Source organism: Castellaniella daejeonensis (assembly GCF_039523555.1).
Classification (GTDB): domain Bacteria; phylum Pseudomonadota; class Gammaproteobacteria; order Burkholderiales; family Burkholderiaceae_B; genus Castellaniella; species Castellaniella daejeonensis.
This window is the reverse complement of record NZ_BAAAFN010000015.1, coordinates 690217-707992: the sequence shown is the minus strand read 5'-3', so window position 1 is coordinate 707992 and position 17776 is coordinate 690217. Positions and strand designations below refer to the sequence as shown.

The 17776-nt window shown below is 69.3% G+C and carries 14 protein-coding genes; 5 read left to right on the top strand and 9 right to left on the bottom strand.

The window, feature by feature from the left end; all coding sequences use genetic code 11:
- Positions 1–38 precede the first annotated feature (38 nt).
- From ABD022_RS12980 to ABD022_RS12965, 4 genes are all read right to left on the bottom strand, one after another.
- Positions 39–812, bottom strand: a complete 774-nt coding sequence (locus ABD022_RS12980) for an ABC transporter ATP-binding protein (protein ID WP_325127091.1) — start codon at positions 810–812, stop codon at positions 39–41.
- Positions 809–2710, bottom strand: coding sequence for a branched-chain amino acid ABC transporter ATP-binding protein/permease (locus tag ABD022_RS12975; RefSeq protein ID WP_325127089.1), 1902 nt, complete (start codon positions 2708–2710; stop codon positions 809–811). The genes ABD022_RS12980 and ABD022_RS12975 overlap by 4 nt, the downstream gene beginning before the upstream one ends.
- Entirely contained in the window at positions 2710–3747 is a 1038-nt protein-coding gene (locus ABD022_RS12970) for a branched-chain amino acid ABC transporter permease (RefSeq protein WP_343821635.1), read from the bottom strand. Before ABD022_RS12970 ends, ABD022_RS12975 begins: the two co-directional genes overlap by 1 nt.
- A gap of 85 nt (positions 3748–3832) precedes the next feature.
- Positions 3833–5002, bottom strand: coding sequence for an ABC transporter substrate-binding protein (locus ABD022_RS12965; protein WP_325127085.1), 1170 nt, complete (start codon positions 5000–5002; stop codon positions 3833–3835).
- A 232-nt stretch (positions 5003–5234) separates the two neighbouring features.
- Here ABD022_RS12965 and msrB point away from each other — a divergent pair, with 232 nt between their 5' ends.
- The 4 genes from msrB to ABD022_RS12945 are packed head-to-tail and all read left to right on the top strand — an operon-like array spanning position 5235 to position 7373.
- The gene (gene msrB / locus ABD022_RS12960) at positions 5235–5630 is read left to right on the top strand and encodes a peptide-methionine (R)-S-oxide reductase MsrB (protein ID WP_325127083.1); all 396 of its coding nucleotides are present in this window, start codon (positions 5235–5237) and stop codon (positions 5628–5630) included.
- Positions 5631–5684: 54 nt separating this feature from the next.
- Positions 5685–6266, top strand: a complete 582-nt coding sequence (locus tag ABD022_RS12955) for a septation protein A (RefSeq protein WP_325127081.1) — start codon at positions 5685–5687, stop codon at positions 6264–6266.
- Between the two features lie 28 nt (positions 6267–6294).
- Positions 6295–6582 (top strand): BolA family protein, encoded by a 288-nt coding sequence (locus tag ABD022_RS12950; RefSeq protein WP_343821632.1) that lies wholly within the window; start codon positions 6295–6297, stop codon positions 6580–6582.
- Positions 6579–7373, top strand: coding sequence for a peptidylprolyl isomerase (locus ABD022_RS12945; protein ID WP_325127077.1), 795 nt, complete (start codon positions 6579–6581; stop codon positions 7371–7373). Before ABD022_RS12950 ends, ABD022_RS12945 begins: the two co-directional genes overlap by 4 nt.
- Before the next feature lie 102 nt (positions 7374–7475).
- On the opposite strand, the gene ligA is transcribed toward ABD022_RS12945, so the two are convergent.
- The 3 genes from ligA to smc are packed head-to-tail and all read right to left on the bottom strand — an operon-like array spanning position 7476 to position 14156.
- On the bottom strand, positions 7476–9557 hold the full coding sequence (gene ligA, locus ABD022_RS12940) for an NAD-dependent DNA ligase LigA (RefSeq protein WP_425545238.1): 2082 nt from the start codon (positions 9555–9557) through the stop codon (positions 7476–7478).
- A gap of 59 nt (positions 9558–9616) precedes the next feature.
- A complete protein-coding gene (locus ABD022_RS12935; protein ID WP_325127073.1) occupies positions 9617–10606 on the bottom strand; it encodes a cell division protein ZipA C-terminal FtsZ-binding domain-containing protein in 990 nt (329 codons plus the stop codon).
- 19 nt (positions 10607–10625) lie between these two features.
- The gene (smc, locus tag ABD022_RS12930; RefSeq protein ID WP_343821628.1) at positions 10626–14156 is read right to left on the bottom strand and encodes a chromosome segregation protein SMC; all 3531 of its coding nucleotides are present in this window, start codon (positions 14154–14156) and stop codon (positions 10626–10628) included.
- A gap of 179 nt (positions 14157–14335) precedes the next feature.
- On the opposite strand from smc, the gene lplT reads away from it, so the two are divergent.
- The gene (gene lplT, locus ABD022_RS12925; RefSeq protein WP_343821627.1) at positions 14336–15640 is read left to right on the top strand and encodes a lysophospholipid transporter LplT; all 1305 of its coding nucleotides are present in this window, start codon (positions 14336–14338) and stop codon (positions 15638–15640) included.
- Here the strand turns inward: lplT and ABD022_RS12920 are convergent.
- A complete protein-coding gene (locus tag ABD022_RS12920; RefSeq protein WP_343821625.1) occupies positions 15637–16458 on the bottom strand; it encodes a uracil-DNA glycosylase in 822 nt (273 codons plus the stop codon). The genes lplT and ABD022_RS12920 overlap by 4 nt on opposite strands.
- Positions 16455–17693, bottom strand: a complete 1239-nt coding sequence (gene tsaB / locus ABD022_RS12915) for a tRNA (adenosine(37)-N6)-threonylcarbamoyltransferase complex dimerization subunit type 1 TsaB (RefSeq protein WP_325127066.1) — start codon at positions 17691–17693, stop codon at positions 16455–16457. The genes ABD022_RS12920 and tsaB overlap by 4 nt, the downstream gene beginning before the upstream one ends.
- Between the last annotated feature and the right edge of the window lie 83 nt (positions 17694–17776).

Genomic DNA, 17776 nt, shown 5'->3' with positions numbered 1-17776 from the left:
CCTGCATGCCGCTCGGACTTGCCGGGACGGCGGAAGCATCAAGAATGCTTCTGCGTCCCGGCAAGTCCAAGATAGCTTTCGATGACTCGGGGGTGGCCGGCCAGCATGCGGGCTTCGCCATCCAGGATCACGGTGCCGGTCTCCAGGACATAGCCGCGATCGGCCACGTGCAGGGCGGCGCGGGCATTCTGTTCCACCAGCAGGATGGACACGCCCGTGCTGCGCAGCTGCGCAATGGTCTGGAAGATCTCGCGCACCACCCGGGGCGCCAGGCCCAGGCTGGGCTCGTCGAGCATCAGCAACGCCGGGCGCGCCATCAGGGCCCTGCCCAGTGCCAGCATCTGGCGTTCACCGCCCGACAGCGTGCCCGCCGCCTGGCCGGAGCGCTCTTTCAGGCGCGGGAACAAGGCGTAGACCTCGTCCAGGGTGTCCCGCCAGCCCCGCACGCCGGCACGGTACAGGCGAAAGCCCCCCAGCAGCAGGTTGTCGCGCACGGACATGCTGGCGAACAGCTCGCGGCGCTCGGGCACCAGCGACAGGCCCAGGCCGACGCGGCGTTCGATGTCCCAGCCCTGCACTTCGCTGTCCTGGAACAGGATCGAGCCCCGGCTGTGCCCCCGCAGGGGGAGCGCCCCCATGATGGCGCCCAGCAGCGTCGACTTCCCGGCGCCGTTGGCGCCGATGACGGTCACGATCTCGCCGCGCCCCACCGTCAGGTCGATGGGATCCAGGGCAGCCACCTTGCCGTAATGCGCCGACAGCCCCCGGACGGACAGGATGGGAGCGGCCGAGGACGGATTCCGGTCGCTCATGATGCGCCTCCCGGTTGCACGGCGCCCGCCGCACGGCCCGCAGGCCGGCCCGGTTCGCCAGGGTCGGAATGGTCTGCAGGAACCGGCCCGTGCGCGGGCTCGTCCCAGTCGTCGTCCAGGCCGCCCAGATAGGCCTCCAGCACGGCAGGATTGCGCTGGATGTCGGCCGGGACGCCTTCGGCCAGCATCGTGCCGAAGTCCATGACCAGCAGGTGATCGGTGAGATTCATCACGAAATCCATGTCGTGCTCGACCAGCAGCAGGCTCATGCCTTCCCGGCGCAGCTGGTCCAGCACCGCCGCCAGCGCCTGCTTTTCCTGGTAGCGCAGGCCAGCCGCCGGCTCGTCGAGCAGCAGCAGGATGGGGTCGCAGCACAGCGCGCGCGCAATTTCCACGATGCGCTGGCGGCCCAGCGGCAGGCTGCCGGCCGGCTGATCGATCACATCGCCCAGGCCCACCCGCTCGATCTGGCGCGCGGCCTCGCGCAGCAGGGACGCCTCGGCATTCCGGTCCAGGCGCAGCGCGGCGGCCATCACACCTGCGCGGCTGCGCAGATGGGCGCCCAGCGCGACGTTTTCCAGCACGCTCATGTCCGGCAGCAGTTGCACGTGCTGGAAGCTGCGCGCCATCCCCCGGCGCGCGATCTCGCGGGCCGGCAGGCCGTCGATGCGGTCTCCCAGGAACCGCACCGCGCCGCCGGACAGGGGCGCCACGCCGCTGATCAGGTTGAAGGTCGTGCTCTTGCCCGCCCCGTTGGGGCCGATCAGCCCCATGATCTCGCCCGCCCGCAGGCGGAAGCTGATGTCGTTGACCGCCACCAGGCCGCCGAATTCCTTGCGCACGCGGTCCACTTCCAGGACCAGGTCGCCGGCATTCGACGCCGGACGGCGCGGCAGTTCGGGGGCAGCGGCCAGCCGCGCGGGGTCATGGCCGTCGGTTTCGGCGCGGCCGCCCAGTTGCCGCCACACCCGGGCGAACACGGGCCACAGGCCGTCGCGGGCGAATTGCAGCACCAGGATCATCAGCACGCCGAACGCCAGCATTTCCAGGTTGGCGGTGGTGCCCACCAGGCCCGGCAGGACGTTCTGCAGCTGGTCCTTGACGATCAGGATGGCGGCTGCGCCCGCCACCGCGCCCCAGACGCTTCCCGAACCGCCCACCACGGCCATGAACAGGTATTCGATGCCGTAGCCCAGGCCGAAGGGGCTGGGGCTGACGGCCCGCTGCATGTGCGCGTACAGCCAGCCCGAGACGCAGCCCAGCAAGGCGGCATACACGAAGACGACCACCTTGTAGTGCGCCAGGTCGACCCCGAAGGATTCGGCCATGGAACCGCTGCGCAGGGCGCGAATGGCCCGCCCCGCGCGCGAGTCCAGCAGATTGTGCGTGGCCCACAGGGCCAGCAGCAGGAACAGCCAGATCAGCAGGTACATCCGCGGGCCGGTCCCCAGGGACCAGCCGCCCAGCGACAGCGGCGGAATGCCCGCGATGCCGTCGTAGCGGCCCAGGAAATCCAGGTTGCCGTACAGGTAGTACAGCGCCAGGCACCAGGCCAGGGTGCACAGGGGCAGGTAATGGCCGGACAGGCGCAGCGTGATGGCACCCAGCGCATAGGCCACCAGGCAGGTCAGCAGCAGGCCCGCAAGCAGGCCCAGCCAGGGGGACATCCCGCCCGCCGTGGTCAGCCAGGCCGTGGTGTAGGCCCCCAGGCCCACGAAGGCGGACTGGCCGAAGGAAGTCAGGCCGCCGACGCCGGTCAGCAGCACCAGTCCCAGCACCACCAGGCTGTAGAGCCCGATGTAGTTCATCTGGGTGATCCAGAAGGCAGGCACGCCCGGGATCCACGGCAGCAGCGCCAGGATCGGGATCAGGATCATCAAGGCATGGCGCGGGCGCATCAGTCCTCCTCGTCCAGGTGGACACTGCCGAAGGAGCGCCACAGCAGCACAGGGATGATCAGGGTGAAGACGATGGCTTCCTTGAAGGGACTGGCCCAGAAAGAGGAAAAGGCTTCCAGGACGCCCACGAACAGGGCCCCCGCCGCGGCGGCCGGATAGCTGACCAGGCCGCCGAAAATGGCCGCCACGAAACCCTTCAGCCCGATCAGGAAGCCCGTGTCGTAATAGATGGTGGTGATGGCGGCGATCAGCATGCCCGACAGCGCGCCGATGGCGGCCGCCAGGGTGAAGGTCAGGCTGCCCGCCACCCGCGTGCTGATGCCCACCAGCCGGGCGCCGCGCCGGTTGACGGCGGTGGCCCGCAGGGCGCTGCCATACAGGGTGCGGCTGAAGAACAGCCACAAGCCGCCGATCAGCACGGCGCACGTGGCCAGCACCGCGAAGGTCTGCGCCGTCCAGGCCACCGGGCCGATCTGCACCGTGCCCTCGACCAGGGCCGGAGTGCGCCAGCCTTCGGCGCCGAAGAACAGCAGCCCCAGGCCGGTCAGGGCGAAATGCACGGCGACCGACACGATCAGCAGCACCAGCACGCTGGCCTGCTCCACCGGCTGGTACACCAGGCGATAGATCATCGGACCCATGGGCACCACCAGCGCCAGCGCGAAGAGCACGCGCAGGACCAGCGGAACGTCCGGGCCGGCGGCCAGCGGCGCCAGGGCCTCCAGCACCAGCGGCAGGACCAGCGCCCAGCCCAGGGTGCGGCCGTAGCCGCGCCACTGGCGCGCCCGCCAGCACGACACGGCCTCGGCCAGGCACACGAGCACGCCCATCAGCACGAGCAGATGCGCCGTTCCCGGCACCCGGCCATTGGCGAGGAACGCCAGGGACAGCGCGCCGAAGGTGACGAATTCCCCCTGGGGAATCAGGATCACCCGCGTTACCACGAACACCAGCACCAGCGCCAGGCCCAGCAGGGCGTAGATGGCGCCGTTCAGAATGCCGTCCTGCAGCAGGATCAGCGCAATGGTCAGATCCACGGCGCCTCCGTGCCGGCGCGCGCGCCGGCATCCGGGTCATGACGAAGACCGGCCCGCAAGCGGGAAAGGACGACGCCGCGCCGCATCACAGGTCCGGCTGGTAGGTCCACTTGCCGTCGACGACCTGCACCATGACGCGGCCGCGTTCGTCCAGGCCGGCGTGGTCGGTCGGGCTCATGGTGAAGACGCCCTGGGAAGCCGGCAGTTCCTTCACCTGTTCCAGCGCGTCGCGCAGGGCCGAGCGGAACTCGGGCGTGCCGGGCTTGGCGCCGGTCTTGAGGGCGCGGGGAATGGCATCGCTGATCAACTGGCCGGCGTCCCACATGTGGCCGCCGAAGGTGTTGGTCGAGCCCGCGCCGTACTTGGCCTCGTAGGCCTTGACGTACACCAGGGCGCTGGCCTTGACCGGATTGCTGTCGGGCAGCTGAGCCGCCACCAGCAGCGGGCCGGCGGGCAGGATCATGCCTTCGCAGGCCTTGCCGCAGACCCGCAGCACGTCGTTGTTGGCCGCGCCATGGGTCTGGTAGATGTGGCCCTTGTAGCCGCGCTCGACCAGCTCGCGTTGCGGCAGGGCCACCGGCGTGCCGGAAGCGGCGATCAGGATGCCGTCGGGCTTGGCCGACAGCAGCTTGAGCACCTGGCCCGTGACGCTGGTGTCGGGCCGCGCGAAGCGTTCCGCCGCCACCACCTTGATGCCCTTGGCTTCGGCGGCGGCCTTCATTTCCTGCAGCCAGCCATCGCCGTAGGCGTCGCTGAAGCCGATGAAGCCCAGGGTCTTGACGTTCTGCTTGACCATCGCGTGGGCCAGGGCCGCCGCCATCAGCGCATCGTTCTGCGGCGTCTTGTAGACCCACTTGCGCGGGCCGTCCACCGGCTCGACGAGCTTGGCGTTGGCGGCCACGCTGATCATGGGCGTGCCGGTCTCGGCGGCCACGTCCGACATGGCCAGCGAGGCGGGCGTCACGGACGTGCCCAGCACCACGTCGACGTGGTCGTCGGCCGTGAGCTTGCGGATGTTCTTCACCGCCTGGGTGGTGTCGGTGGCGTCGTCCAGCACGATGTACTGCACGGACTGGCCGCCGATTTCCGTGGGCAGCAAGGCCACGGTATCGCGCTCGGGAATGCCCAGGGATGCGGCCGGCCCGGTGGACGACACCGTCACGCCGACCTTGATCTGTGCCGTGGCGGCAAGGGGCAGCGCTGCCAGCAGAGCGGCCGCGCCCAGGGTGAGTCGCAGGGAAACCGGGAATGTCATGTTTGTCTCCGAATGTTTTTGACTGACCGTGCAATTCATGGCCCTGAACCCGGCGGGTCGAGGCAATAAACACATGAACGGGCGTCATATTATCGCAGCCCGGCGCAATTTGCTGCCACGAGCCCGGGCCAGACCGCATCGCGGCGTCCGCCCGCCCCCCGGACGGGGTCTGCCAGCCGGACGAAAGTCGATTAAGATGGAGGATTGAAGTGAAACTCCGGACAGGTTCCTCGTGGACAAGATCACGCGCACCGACGCCGAATGGCGGGCGCAGCTTTCCCCCGACGAATTCGCAGTCACGCGACTGAAGCACACCGAGCGGCCCTTCACGGGCCGCTACTGGGACACCACCCAGGCGGGCACCTACGTCTGCGTCTGCTGCGGCACCCCGCTGTTCGCCTCGGACACCAAATTCGATGCGGGCTGCGGCTGGCCCAGCTATTTCCAGCCCGTGGCCCCCGACCGCGTGCGCGAAGAACGCGACACCAGCCACGGCATGATCCGCACCGAGATCCTGTGCGCCGTCTGCGACGCCCACCTGGGCCACGTATTTCCCGATGGCCCGCCCCCGACCGGGTTGCGCTATTGCATCAATTCCCTGTCCATGAAGTTCATCCCGGCCGAATGACTGAATGAAAAACGATTCCCGCGACAGCGCCCTGCCCCCGGAGACGGCCCGTCGATGAAAAAATTCCTCTTCGACCTCTTCCCGCTGATCCTGTTCTTCCTGGCCTTCCGTTTCGCCGACATCTACGTCGCCACCGGAACGGCCATGGCCGCGGCCGTGCTGCAGATCCTCTGGCTGCGCCTGACCGGGCGCGCGATCGAGCCCATGCACTGGATCAACCTGACGGTGATCGTCGTGTTCGGCGGCGCGACCCTGCTGTTCCACGACGATACCTTCATCAAGTGGAAGCCCACGGTGCTGTACTGGCTGTTTGCCGCCATCCTGATGGGCGCGCGCCTGTTCGCTGGCCGCAACCTGATGCGCCGCCTGATGGGCGACAAGATCGCCCTGCCCGAACGGGCCTGGAACCGCCTGAACGACAGCTGGGCCGGATTCTTCGTCGCCTCGGGCGCACTCAACCTGTACGTGGCCTTTTCGGGCCGCTTCACCGAAGCGCAGTGGGTCAACTTCAAAGTCTTCGGCCTGATGATCCTGCTGCTGCTGTTCGTGGTGGTGCAGTCCCTGTGGCTGGGCCGTCACATCCAGACCGAGCCTGCCGCATCCGGAGCCGATGCGCCCGACGGCGAGCCCCGCTGACGGACCCGGACAGCCACGGAAAGACGCCATGAACTCCGCCGACACCGACCTGAAGGCCCTGCTGGCCGAACGCCTGGCCGCGCTCGAACCCGCGCAGATGGAGCTCGTCGACGAATCCCACCTGCACGCCGGGCATGCCGGCGCCCGGGGCGGTGCGCGGCACTTTCGCGTCCGCATCGTGTCCAAGCAATTCCAGGGGCTCGGAACCCTTGCACGCCATCGCCTTGTGTATGATTGCGTGCGGGATCTGATGCCTCATCCGATCCACGCCCTGGCCATCGAGGCCGGCACCCCTCCCATCGAAGGACTTTCATGAAACGTATCGCTGCTGTCGCCCTGGCCTGCTCCCTGACGCTGCCGGTCTGGGCCAAGGACATCGCCTCCGTCAATGGCCAAGGCATTCCCCAGGAAAAATTCGACCAGTTCGTCAGCATGCTGGTTGCCCAGGGCGCCCAGGATACGCCGCAGCTGCGTGCCCAGGTCAAGCAGGAAATGATCAACCGCCTGGTGGCGGTCCAGGCGGCCGAGAAGGCCGGGCTGCAGAAGGATCCGGCCGTCCGGCAGGAAACCGAGCTGGCCACGCAGAGCATCCTGGTCCGCGCCCTGATGGCCAAGTACCTGAAGGACCATCCCGTCACCGACGCCGACCTGCAGAAGGAATACAACGACATCAAGGCCGAGCAGGGCTCGCGGCAGGAATACAAGCTGCGCCACATCCTCGTCAAGGACGAGGCCAAGGCCAAGGACCTGATCAAGGCGATCAAGGCGAAGAAGACCACGTTCGAGGCCGCCGCCAAGAAGGATTCGATCGACACCGGCAGCGGCAAGAACGGCGGCGAACTGGGTTGGGGCCCGACCAGCAACTACGTGCCCGAATTCGCCCAGGCCGTGGAAAGCATGAAAAAGGGCGATCTCAGCGCCCAGCCCGTGCAGACGCAATTCGGCTGGCACGTGATCCAGGTCGAGGACGTGCGCCCGATCGCCTTCCCGTCCTTCGAGGAAGCCAAGCCCCAGCTGGAAGAAATGATGCGCCAGCAAGCCCTGGCCGACTACCAGAAGAGCCTGATGAAGGACGCCAAGATCGTGGACAACGCCGACGCGAAGTAAGCATCCGGCACGCCACCCGTCCAGACGGCCTCCCGCTTTCCGGGGGGCCGTTTCTTTTGCGGGCCACCCCTGGCGCGGCCCGAAGCGGCCGCCGCGCGGCGGTCAGATGCCCAGCAAGGCCCTCAGCCCGGCCTCGTCGATCACGGACACGCCCAGTTCCCGGGCCTTGGCAAGCTTGCCGCCGGCTTCCTCGCCGGCCACCACCCAGGCGGTCTTGCGGGACACCGATCCGCTGACCTTGCCGCCTGCGGCCAGGATCAGGCGCGTGGCCTCGTCGCGGCTCAAGGCCGGCAGGGTGCCCGTCAGCACCAGGGTCTTGCCCGCCAGGGGCTTCTCGCCCGCCGGCGCGGCATCGGCCTGGGGTTCGACCCCGGCGGCCCTGAGCGCGGCGATGACCTCGCGGTTGTGCGCTTCGGCGAAAAAGCGCCGGATCGATGCCGCCACCACCGGACCGACATCCGGCACCCGCAGCAGGTCTTCCTCGGACGCGTCCATGATGGCCTCGATGGAGCCGAAATGCCGCGCCACGTCGCGCGCCGTGGTCTCGCCCACGTGGCGGATCCCCAAGGCGTACAGCAGGCGGGACAAGGCCGGACGGCGGCTTCGGTCGATGGCGGCCACGAGGTTCTGCGCCGACTTGCGTCCCATGCGGGGATAGGTGGACAGCTCCAGTTCCTGCAAGCCGTACAGGTCGGCCAGGGTGCGCACGCGCCCGCTGTCGACCAATTGCTCGATCAGTTTGTCGCCCAGGCCGTCGATGTCCAGCGCCTTGCGGCTGGCGGCATGCCACAGGGTCTGCTTGCGCTGCGCGGGGCAGAACAGCCCGCCGGTGCAGCGCGTGATGGCTTCGCCTTCCGGGCGCTCGACCGCCGAGCCGCACACCGGACACACGGGACAGACGGCCAGCAGGTCGAAGACCTGCGCATCGGCCGGACGCAGCGACAGCACCGGGCCGACGACCTCGGGGATCACGTCGCCCGCACGGCGCACCACCACGGTATCGCCGATGCGCACGTCCTTGCGGCGGATTTCGTCCTCGTTGTGCAGCGTCGCGTTGGTGACGGTCACCCCGCCCACGAAGACCGGCTGCAGCCGGGCCACCGGGGTCAGCGCCCCGGTACGGCCCACCTGGACATCGATGCCGAGCAGCCGGGTGGTTTCTTCCTGGGCCGGAAACTTGTGCGCGATGGCGAAGCGCGGTGCGCGCGCGACGAAACCCAGCACATCCTGGGCGCGCAGGTCGTCGACCTTGTAGACCACCCCGTCGATCTCGTAGGGCAGGCCGGCACGCGAAGCCCCCACGTTCTCGTAGAAGCGCAGCAGTTCCGCCGCCCCCCGGCACAGCGCCCTGCCGGGGCTGACGGCAAAGCCGAAACCGGCCAGCCAGTCCAGCATCCCGGAATGGGTCGGACGCGGCCGCAGATCGGTGCCGGCGCCATCCTGGATCTGCCCCCAGCCATAGGCATAGAAGCGCAGCGGCCGGGTCGCGGTCACACGCGGATCCAGCTGGCGCAGACTGCCGGCCGCCGCGTTGCGGGGATTGACGAAAGGCTTTTCGCCCCGGGCGGTCTGGGCCTCGTTCAGCCGAGAGAAGTCCGCCCGCGTCATCAGGACCTCGCCGCGCACTTCCAGCACGGCGGGCGCATCGCCCTGCAGGCGCAGGGGCACCGAGCGCAAGGTGCGGATGTTGGCGGTGATGTCTTCCCCCTGGGCGCCGTCGCCCCGGGTTGCTGCCTGGACCAGACGCCCTTCCTCGTAGCGCAGATTGACCGCCAGGCCGTCGAATTTGTATTCCGCGACGTAGGTTGCCGCTGCGGGCTCCGCGTCCAGGGGCAGTGCGCCCTGGACGGCATCCGTACCGTCATCCGGCGCTGGCCCGGCCAGCAGGCCCGATCCGATCAGGGTGGACACGACCCGCTCGTCGAAAGCAACGATATCCTCGGCCTCGAAGGCATTGCCCAACGACAGCATGCGCACGGCATGGCGCACGGTGGCGAAATGATCCAGCGGCGCCGCCCCGACCCGCTGGGTGGGAGAATCCGGCGTGATCCAGTCTGGATGGTCGCTTTCGATGGCCTGCAGTTCGGCCATCAGGCGGTCGTACTGCGCATCCGAGATGGACGGCGCGTCTTCGATGTAATAGCGGCGGTTGTGGCCCTCGATTTCCGAGCGCAGGGTTTCCAGGCGCTGCCGGTCGGCGGCTTCGCGGCCGGGGCCGGCCGCGTCCGTATCGGGACGTCCGGTCACGAGAACACCCGCGCCGCGCGTTCCGTGCCGGCCAGGAAACCGGCCTGGTCCAGCTGGTCGTACAGTGCGCTGATCTGCCGATCGATGGCGGGCGAGGAGCTGTCCTGGAAGGTGCGGCCCTGGTCGTCCAGCACGTGGGCCTCCAGGCGCGCGGCCAGGTCACGTCCCACGGTCACCATGCGGCTGAAGGCCTGGTCGTCGGGCAGGCTGTTGGGCACATCCAGGACCAGGTCGACGCGGTGCGCGGGCTCGCCTTCGGCGGCCTCGATCTGCAGGGCAAAGCGCGGCATGCCGTTTTCCGCCATCCAGGCCCACTGCCCGCGCGACTGCACGAAGCCCGCCTCGGCGGCCGATCGAATGATCTCGGGCACGGGGCGCGGCCGGGCCAGCTGCAGGATCAGCCCCACCTGGGCATCCATGGCGGCGCAGCGAGCGTCCAGCTCGGCCGCCTGGCGCAGCACCACATCCTGGTCCGGGGCCTCGATCAACCCCTCGAAGCGTTCGGCCAGGTTCTGCGCCAGGGTCCAGAGGTTCGACCACTCGATGGCCGTCAGCGGGCCGCTGCGGTTGGCCAGCACCACCGCCAGCTGCAGCGACACGTAGGACTCGCCCGGCAGCGCCTCGGTGCGATGGCCGCCGCCTTCGCGCTCCACGAACACGCGCACGGGCTTCTTGCCGACGCGGCCGATGGAGCGCAGCGCCTCGGCCAGGGATTCGCCCGCCACGGGATGGGCCAGGGCGACGTCGATGACCGCCTCGCAGACGGGATCGGGTTCCGCACCGTCGTCGGCCGCGGGCCGGCCCGCCTGCCACAGCCCCGGTTCGCGCCGGGGTCCGGCATCGCGCATCAGCACGTCGTGGCCGGCTTCTGGCAGCGACTGGCGCATGCTGCGGCGCGCGCGCCAGTCCTGCCACGTGTTGTACAGCAGGACGACGACGATCAGCGCCACCCCGATCGAAATCAGCAAGATCTGCAAGTCGCTCATAGAATCCTCTTCATCCAGATCAGGCCGCCTCGGCCGCCCATTGCAGCGCGGAGTCCATGTCCACGGCCACGATCCGCGACACGCCCTGCTCCTGCATGGTCACCCCGACCAGTTGCCGGGCCATCTGCATGGCGATTTTGTTGTGTGAAATGAACAGGAACTGAGTCTGGTCGCTCATGCCGCGCACCAGATTCGCGTACCGTTCGGTGTTGGCGTCGTCCAGCGGGGCATCGACCTCGTCGAGCAGGCAGAAAGGCGCCGGGTTGAGCTTGAACAGGGCAAACACCAGCGCCGTCGCCGTCAGGGCCTTTTCACCGCCCGAGAGCAGGTGGATGGTGCTGTTGCGCTTGCCCGGCGGCTGGGCCATGACCTGCACGCCGGCATCCAGGATTTCTTCGCCGGTCATGGTCAGGCGGGCTTCGCCACCGCCAAACAATTGGGGAAACAGCTCGCCGAAATGCTTGTTGACCGTCTCGAAGGTCTGAGACAGCAGTTCCCGGGTCTCGCGATCGATGCGGCGGATCGCATTTTCCAGGGTGTCGATGGCCGCCAGCAGGTCGGCGTGCTGGGCGTCCAGGAAGCCCTTGCGCTCCCGCGCCGCCGTCAGTTCGTCCAGCGCCGCCAGGTTCACGGCGCCCAGCGACTCGATGCTGCGCGTGATGCGCTGGACCTCGGACTGCAGCCAGTCCAGGCGGCGCCACTGGGGCGGCTGCTCGTCCAGGTGGCGGCGCAAGGCATCCCGGTCCACCTGGCGCGCATCGAGCTGCTCGGCGAACTGCTCGACCGACAGGCGCGAAGCCTGTTCCTTGAGCTGCAATTCGGTGATGCGCGCCCGCAAGGGGTCCAGTCCGCGTTCCAGCGTCAGCCTGCCCTCGTCGGCCTCGCGCAGGGCGGCGGCCGCCCGGTCTTGTTCCAGCCGCGCCTCGCGCAGGGCCTCTTCGCACGCGGCCCGGGCCTCGAGCGCATCCTGCAGGCCGGCCTGCGCCACGGATTCGTCCAGCTCGAACAACTCGCCCTGGAGGGATTCGAGGTCGGCGCCGGAGCGGCGTGCCTGCTCTTCGGCCAGCTGCAGGGTGCGGCGCAGTTCGTCCAGCCGGTGGCGCAGGGTGCGCACGGCATATTCGGCTTCCTGGGCGGCGCGTTCCTGGTCGCGTCCCAGCTGCCGGGACTGCTCTGCCTGCCGGGCCAGGTCCTCGACCTGCATGTCCAGCTCGGCCAGACGCTCCTGCTGCTCGGCCAGGACCTGGTCCAGGGATTCGAAGCGGGCCTCGGCCTCGGCCCGCCGGGCATCCAGCGCCTCTTGCTGACCGGCGAGTTCCCGCAGGTCGCGTTCCAGGCGGCGGGATTGCTCGTCGGACTGCGCCGCCTGCTGGCTGAGCTGCTGGTGGCGGATCTGCGCATCGTGCTGCGCCCGCATGCGCTCGGCGATCTGCTGGCGCGCGGGCTGCAGCGCCTGGGTCAGGTTGCGGCAGGCCGCGTCGGCCTGGGCGTGGGCGTCCAGGGCCTGGTCGGCGATCAGTTGGGCGGCCCGGATTTCCAGGGCCAGGTTGTCGATCTGCTGGCGGCGCGCCAGCTGGCCGGCCTGTTCCGAGTCGGCGGCATAGAAACGCACGCTGCAGGCATCGACCCGATGGCCGTCGCGCACCACCCAGGCGCCGCCCGGCGGCAGTTCGCCGCGCCGCGCAAGCGCGGTGCCGAGGTCGTCGGCTACCCATGCATCGCGCAGCCACACGGACAGCAGGGGCCGCAGCCCGGGTTCGCGCGCATGCACGAGATCCACCAGGCGGGGCGCATCGGGGCCGGCCGGAGGCTGCCCGGCATCGCCGGGCACCTGGTAGAAGGCCAGGCGCGCGGGCGGCGCATCCTGGGCGAAGGCACGCACGTGGTCCAGCGTACGCAGGCCCAGCGCATTCATGCGTTCGTGCAGCACCGCCTCGAGGGCGGTTTCCCAACCCGCGTCGACCCGCAACTGCTGCCACAGGCGTGTCAGGCCACCCAGTTCCTGGCGTTGCAGCCAGGGCTCGAGCGCGTCTTCGGACTGGATCTTTTCCTGGAGCGCGATCAGGGCCTGGCGGCGCGCGTCGAGCCGCTCGAGATCCAGCCGGGCCTCCTGGCTGGCGTGCAGCGCTTCGGCCCGGGCCGCTTCCAGGTCGGGCAGGCGGGATTCGAGCTCCAGCAGGCGCGCCTGGGCTTCTTCGAGGCGTTCCTGGGCGACGGCGCATTCCCCCGCCCAGCGCTGCAGTTCGGCCGGGTCGGGAGCACCCAGGGCGGCGCGCTCTTCTTCGAGGCCCGCGCGGCGGTCGTCGAGGGTGCGCCACTGGCTGTCGGCGTCCCGCTGGGATTGCGCCGCCAGGGCCAGTTCCTGTTCGGTGCGGGCCAGGGTGCGCCGCCATTCGTCCCGCTGGGTGGCCAGGTCGCGCAGCCGGGCGTCGAGTTCGGGCAGGCCGTCCTGGGCATGCTGCGCCAGTTCGGCCAGCTGCTCGGCCCGGGCCTCGGCTTCTTCGATCTGCGCCTGGGTATCTTCGATCGAGGCCTGGCTGTGGGCGCGCTGGTCGCCCCATTCCTGCTGCTGGGCCTGCAGCTGCGCGCGGCGGGCCTGCAGGCGATTGCGCGAGTCGACCACGTGCCGGATCTCCGCCTCGAGGCGGCTGACCTGGGCACCGGCCTCGAAGAGGCGGCCCTGCGCCTGGTGGACCCGTTCGCTTGCCTCGAAGTGCGCGGCCCGGCGGGTTTCCAGATCGGATTCCAGGGCGCGCAGCCCGGCCACCGCCGATTCGAGCTCGGCCTGGGCCTTTTCGGTTTCCACGGCCAGGGACTGCCGGCTTTCGCGCGCGGCCTGCTCGCGCAGCAGCCACAGCGCATGCTGCTTGAGTTCGCCTTCGGCCTGCAGCGCCCGGTAGTCGGCCGCCACCCGGGCCTGGGATTCCAGCTTTTCGAGCTGGCTGGCGAGCTCGCGCAGGATGTCTTCGAGACGGGTCAGATTCTCGCGCGTGTCGTTCAGGCGGTTCTCGGTTTCGCGGCGGCGTTCCTTGTAGCGCGACACCCCGGCGGCTTCCTCGAGGTAGACGCGCAGTTCTTCCGGACGGGCTTCGATCAGGCGGTTGATCATGCCCTGGCCGATGATGGCGTAGCCGCGCGTACCCAGGCCCGTTCCCAGGAAGATGTCGTGGATGTCGCGGCGGCGCACCGGCTGGTTGTTGATGAAGTAGCTGCTGGCGCCGTCGCGGGTGAGCACCCGGCGCACGGCGATTTCCGCGAACGCGGACCACTGCCCCGCCGCACGGCCCTGGCTGTTGTCGAACACCAGCTCGACCGAGGCGCGCGCAGCCGGCTTGCGCTGGCTGGATCCGTTGAAGATCACGTCCTGCATCGAAGAGCCGCGCAGTTCGGACGCCTTGGTCTCGCCCAGGACCCAGCGCACGGCATCGATGATGTTGGATTTGCCGCAGCCATTCGGGCCCACCACGCCGACCAGTTCGCTGGGCGTGGGGATCACGGTCGGATCCACGAAGGACTTGAATCCGGCAAGTTTGATCTGCGTGAGGCGCACGGTGCTCTGGTTGACGAAAAATCGGGGCGCATGGATGACAGCGTATGATAACGCACCGAGCCCGGGCGGCAGTCCGCTCGCGGCCCCGGTCCGGGACGACAACCCGCTATACTGCAACTCTTTTTTACGAACGGAGCGCACGCCGTCCGTTCCTTCATCAACCACTTCGGGGTCCGCGATTGAACAAGGGCTTTTACATGGTCATGGCTGCGCAGGCGCTGTCGTCCGTCGCGGACAACGCCCTGCTCATCGCCGCCATCGGCCTGATCGCGGATCTCAGCGGCCCCGACTGGATGGCCCCCATGATGAAGTGGTGGTTCGCCCTGGCCTACGTGGTGCTGGCGGCCTTCGTCGGCGCCTTCGCCGACGCCTTTCCCAAGGGCCGGGTCATGTTCGCCACCAATGCGCTCAAGACCTGCGGCTGCCTGCTGATGTTCAGCTACGGCGCGTTCGGGTTCAGCCACGACCACCAGCTGGTCCTGATCTTCGTGGCCTACACCATCGTGGGTATCGGCGCCGCCGCCTACTCCCCCGCCAAATACGGCATCGTCACCGAAATGCTGCCGCCCGAGCTGCTGGTCAAGGGCAACAGCTGGATCGAAGGCCTGACCGTGCTGTCGGTCATCATCGGCACCGTGCTGGGCGGGCTGCTCATCAGTCCGGCGGTTTCGGCCTGGCTGATGTCCTTCGACTGGCTCAGCCGCCTGGCCAGCAATTCCGCGCAGAGCGCCATCCTGATCATCTGCCTGGTCTACATCGCCGCCGCCCTCTGCAATCTGCTGATCCCCGACACCCACGCCTTCTACCCCCGCCAGCAGACCCATCCCGCGGCCCTGATCCGCAACTTCGCCCGCTACGTCCGCATCCTGTGGAGCGACAAGCTGGGCCAGATCTCCCTGGCGGTCACCACGCTGTTCTGGGGGGCGGGCGCGACCCTGCAGTTCATCGTCATCGAATGGGGCGCGCAGCACCTCGGCTACCGCCTGGACCAGGCGTCCGTGCTGATGGGCGTGGCGGCCTTCGGCACTGTGATCGGCGCGATCTGCGCCGGCCGGGTGCCGCTGCGCCGCACGCTGTCGGTCCTGCCCGTGGGCGTGATCATGGGCCTGGTGGTCCTGCTGATGCCGGCCGTCTACACGCCCTGGACGGTGTACTGCCTGCTGCTGCTGATCGGCGGCCTGTCGGGGTTCTTCGTCGTCCCCATGAACGCCCTGCTGCAGCACCGGGGCCACGTCCTGCTGTCAGCCGGCCACTCGATCGCCGTGCAGAACTTCAACGAGCAGCTGAACATCCTGCTGATGCTGGCCATGTACAGCCTGATGCTGTGGCTGGGGCTGTCCATCAACCTGATCATCGCGCTGTTCGGGATCCTGGTGGCGTGCCTGATGCTGGTGTTCATCCACTGGAACCGTCTCAATCACCGCGCGCACCCCGAACTGAGCCAGCTCATCGGCCAGACCAGCCACGGCACGGCCCTGCGCTAGGCCTTGCGGCTTTCCCGCACGGCCTGTGCCAGTCCCGCCAGGTCGCGCCAGGCTTCCGCCTTCCAGGCGGAACGCACCAGCAGCGACGAAGGCTGGTGCGTCACCCAGACCGGAATCGGTTCGCCCTGGTCGGGCACGTACCGGTGCGGGCCGCCGCGCAGTTCATCCAGGTCTGCGTCCGACCCGATCACCGCCCGTGCCGCCACCCGGCCCAGCGCCAGGATCCAGCGCGGCTGCAGCAGGGCGATCTGCTGCCGCAGCCAGGGCAGGCAGGCCGCGACGTCGGCGGGCGGCGGTTCCCGGCCGCCCACGGCACGGCATTTCACGGCATACGTCAGGTAGGCGGAGTCGGCATGCGGCAGACGCGCCGCCGCCAGCATGGCGGCCAGCAGGCGGCCCTGGTCACCCTGGAACGGCTGCCCGCTGGCGTCGTCCTCGATCCCGGGCTGCTCGCCGACGATCAGGTAGTAGGGCTGCCCGGCCGTGCCGCTCCCGGACACCGCCAGGGCGCGATGCGCATGCCGCTCGCATCGGCTGCAGGCCGACACCGCCTGGCCGAGCGCCTGCAGGTCGGGACAATCCGCCGGAGCGCCGGCACCCGGCGCCGGCGCCGGCGCTTGCGGCGCAACGAGCCCGGCCGGCGCGCGCACGCGAACCAGCCCCGGGGCGGGTCCGGCAGGATCGCCGGATTCCGCACGGGCGGCTGGTGAAACGCAGGCGCCATCGGACGCCGGGCGTTCGGCAAGCCAATGGGTGTCCAGGCCGATCTCGGCCAGCCAGGCCAGCTGGCCCGGCCGCAGCAGCGCGCGCGGTTTCATGCAGCGTCCGCCGCAAGGTTCAGGGTCATGATCCAGGCGTCCTCGCGGCCCCGGGCCGCCGGATAATAGCCCCGCCGCAACCCGGCCTGCTCGAAGCCGTGCCGGCGATAGAAAGCGATTGCGCGTTCATTGCTGGGGCGGACTTCCAGTGTCAGGGCCGGGAGCCCGGACTGCCGGCAATGGTCGATGCAGCGGCGCAGCAGCCGTGTGCCCACGCCCTGGCGCTGGGCGTCGGGGCGCACCCCGATCACCAGCAGGTGCGCCATGTCCGGCGCATCCATGACCAGGGCAAAGCCCAGCATCGCCCCCATGCGGCGCACGACCCAGCCGCGGTAGCCGGCGGCCAGGCCGTCGGCGAAATTCTTGCGGGTCCAGGGAAAGGACTGGACCCGGCCCTCGATGGCGGCGGCCTCGTCGACGTCGGTGGCCGTCATGTCGTGCAGGGTCAGGGTGGCGGCATCGACCAGGGGATTGCCCCCCAGCCCGCCGGCGCGTTCTACCGTGGTGTAGGCGACCTTGTCGCGCACATAGGCGGGCGAGGCAAGGGCGGCATCCACCGCCCGCCCTTCCCGCCAGGCCTGCGCCGCCAGCCGGGCAATGGTCCCGGCCTGGGCGTGTGCGCCGTCCGATGTCGTGGGCGCGCGCTGCGCGCCCAGGCTCTCGAGTTCGCGGGCCAGGCCGGGAAAGACGTCGAGCGCATCGCCATGCATCGTCCAGCCGCCCCCTGCCCTCATGCCCCAGCCGGCCGACTCGCACGCGGCCCAGGCGGCCACGTCGGCGCGTGCCAGCAGGGCCGGCGCCTGCAGCGTGGCCCAATCCACGCCGGAGGCGCGATAGGCGGCTGCGTAGACCTCGTTCATGCGCGCATCCTGCAGCACGACGTGGACTCCGGCGGGATCCTCGCCAGCCCCCTGCAACGCCACGGCGCACAGGGAATCGACCGGCAGCACGGGAATGTCCAGCGCCACGGCCAGGCCCTGGGCGACCCCGCAGGCCACGCGCAGGCCGGTAAACCCGCCAGGTCCCTGGCCGAAGGCGATCGCGGACAGGTCGCGGCGCGCCAGGCCGGCCTGGTCCAGAAGGCCCTGTGCCATGGGCAGGATGCGCTCGGCATGCTCGCCGCGGCCTTCGTGCGCGGCCGTGCTCAGCCGCGTCCGGCCGTCCGCGTGGGACAGCAGCGCGACGCCGCACAAAGTGCTTGATGTTTCAAACGCGAGAATGTGAAAATCGTCCATGGCTAGGCCATTTTAAAGGAGACGCCGGCAGGTCCGCCTTATGCTCGAAACGACGACCAAACGCTTATTGTGTAATTTCTTGT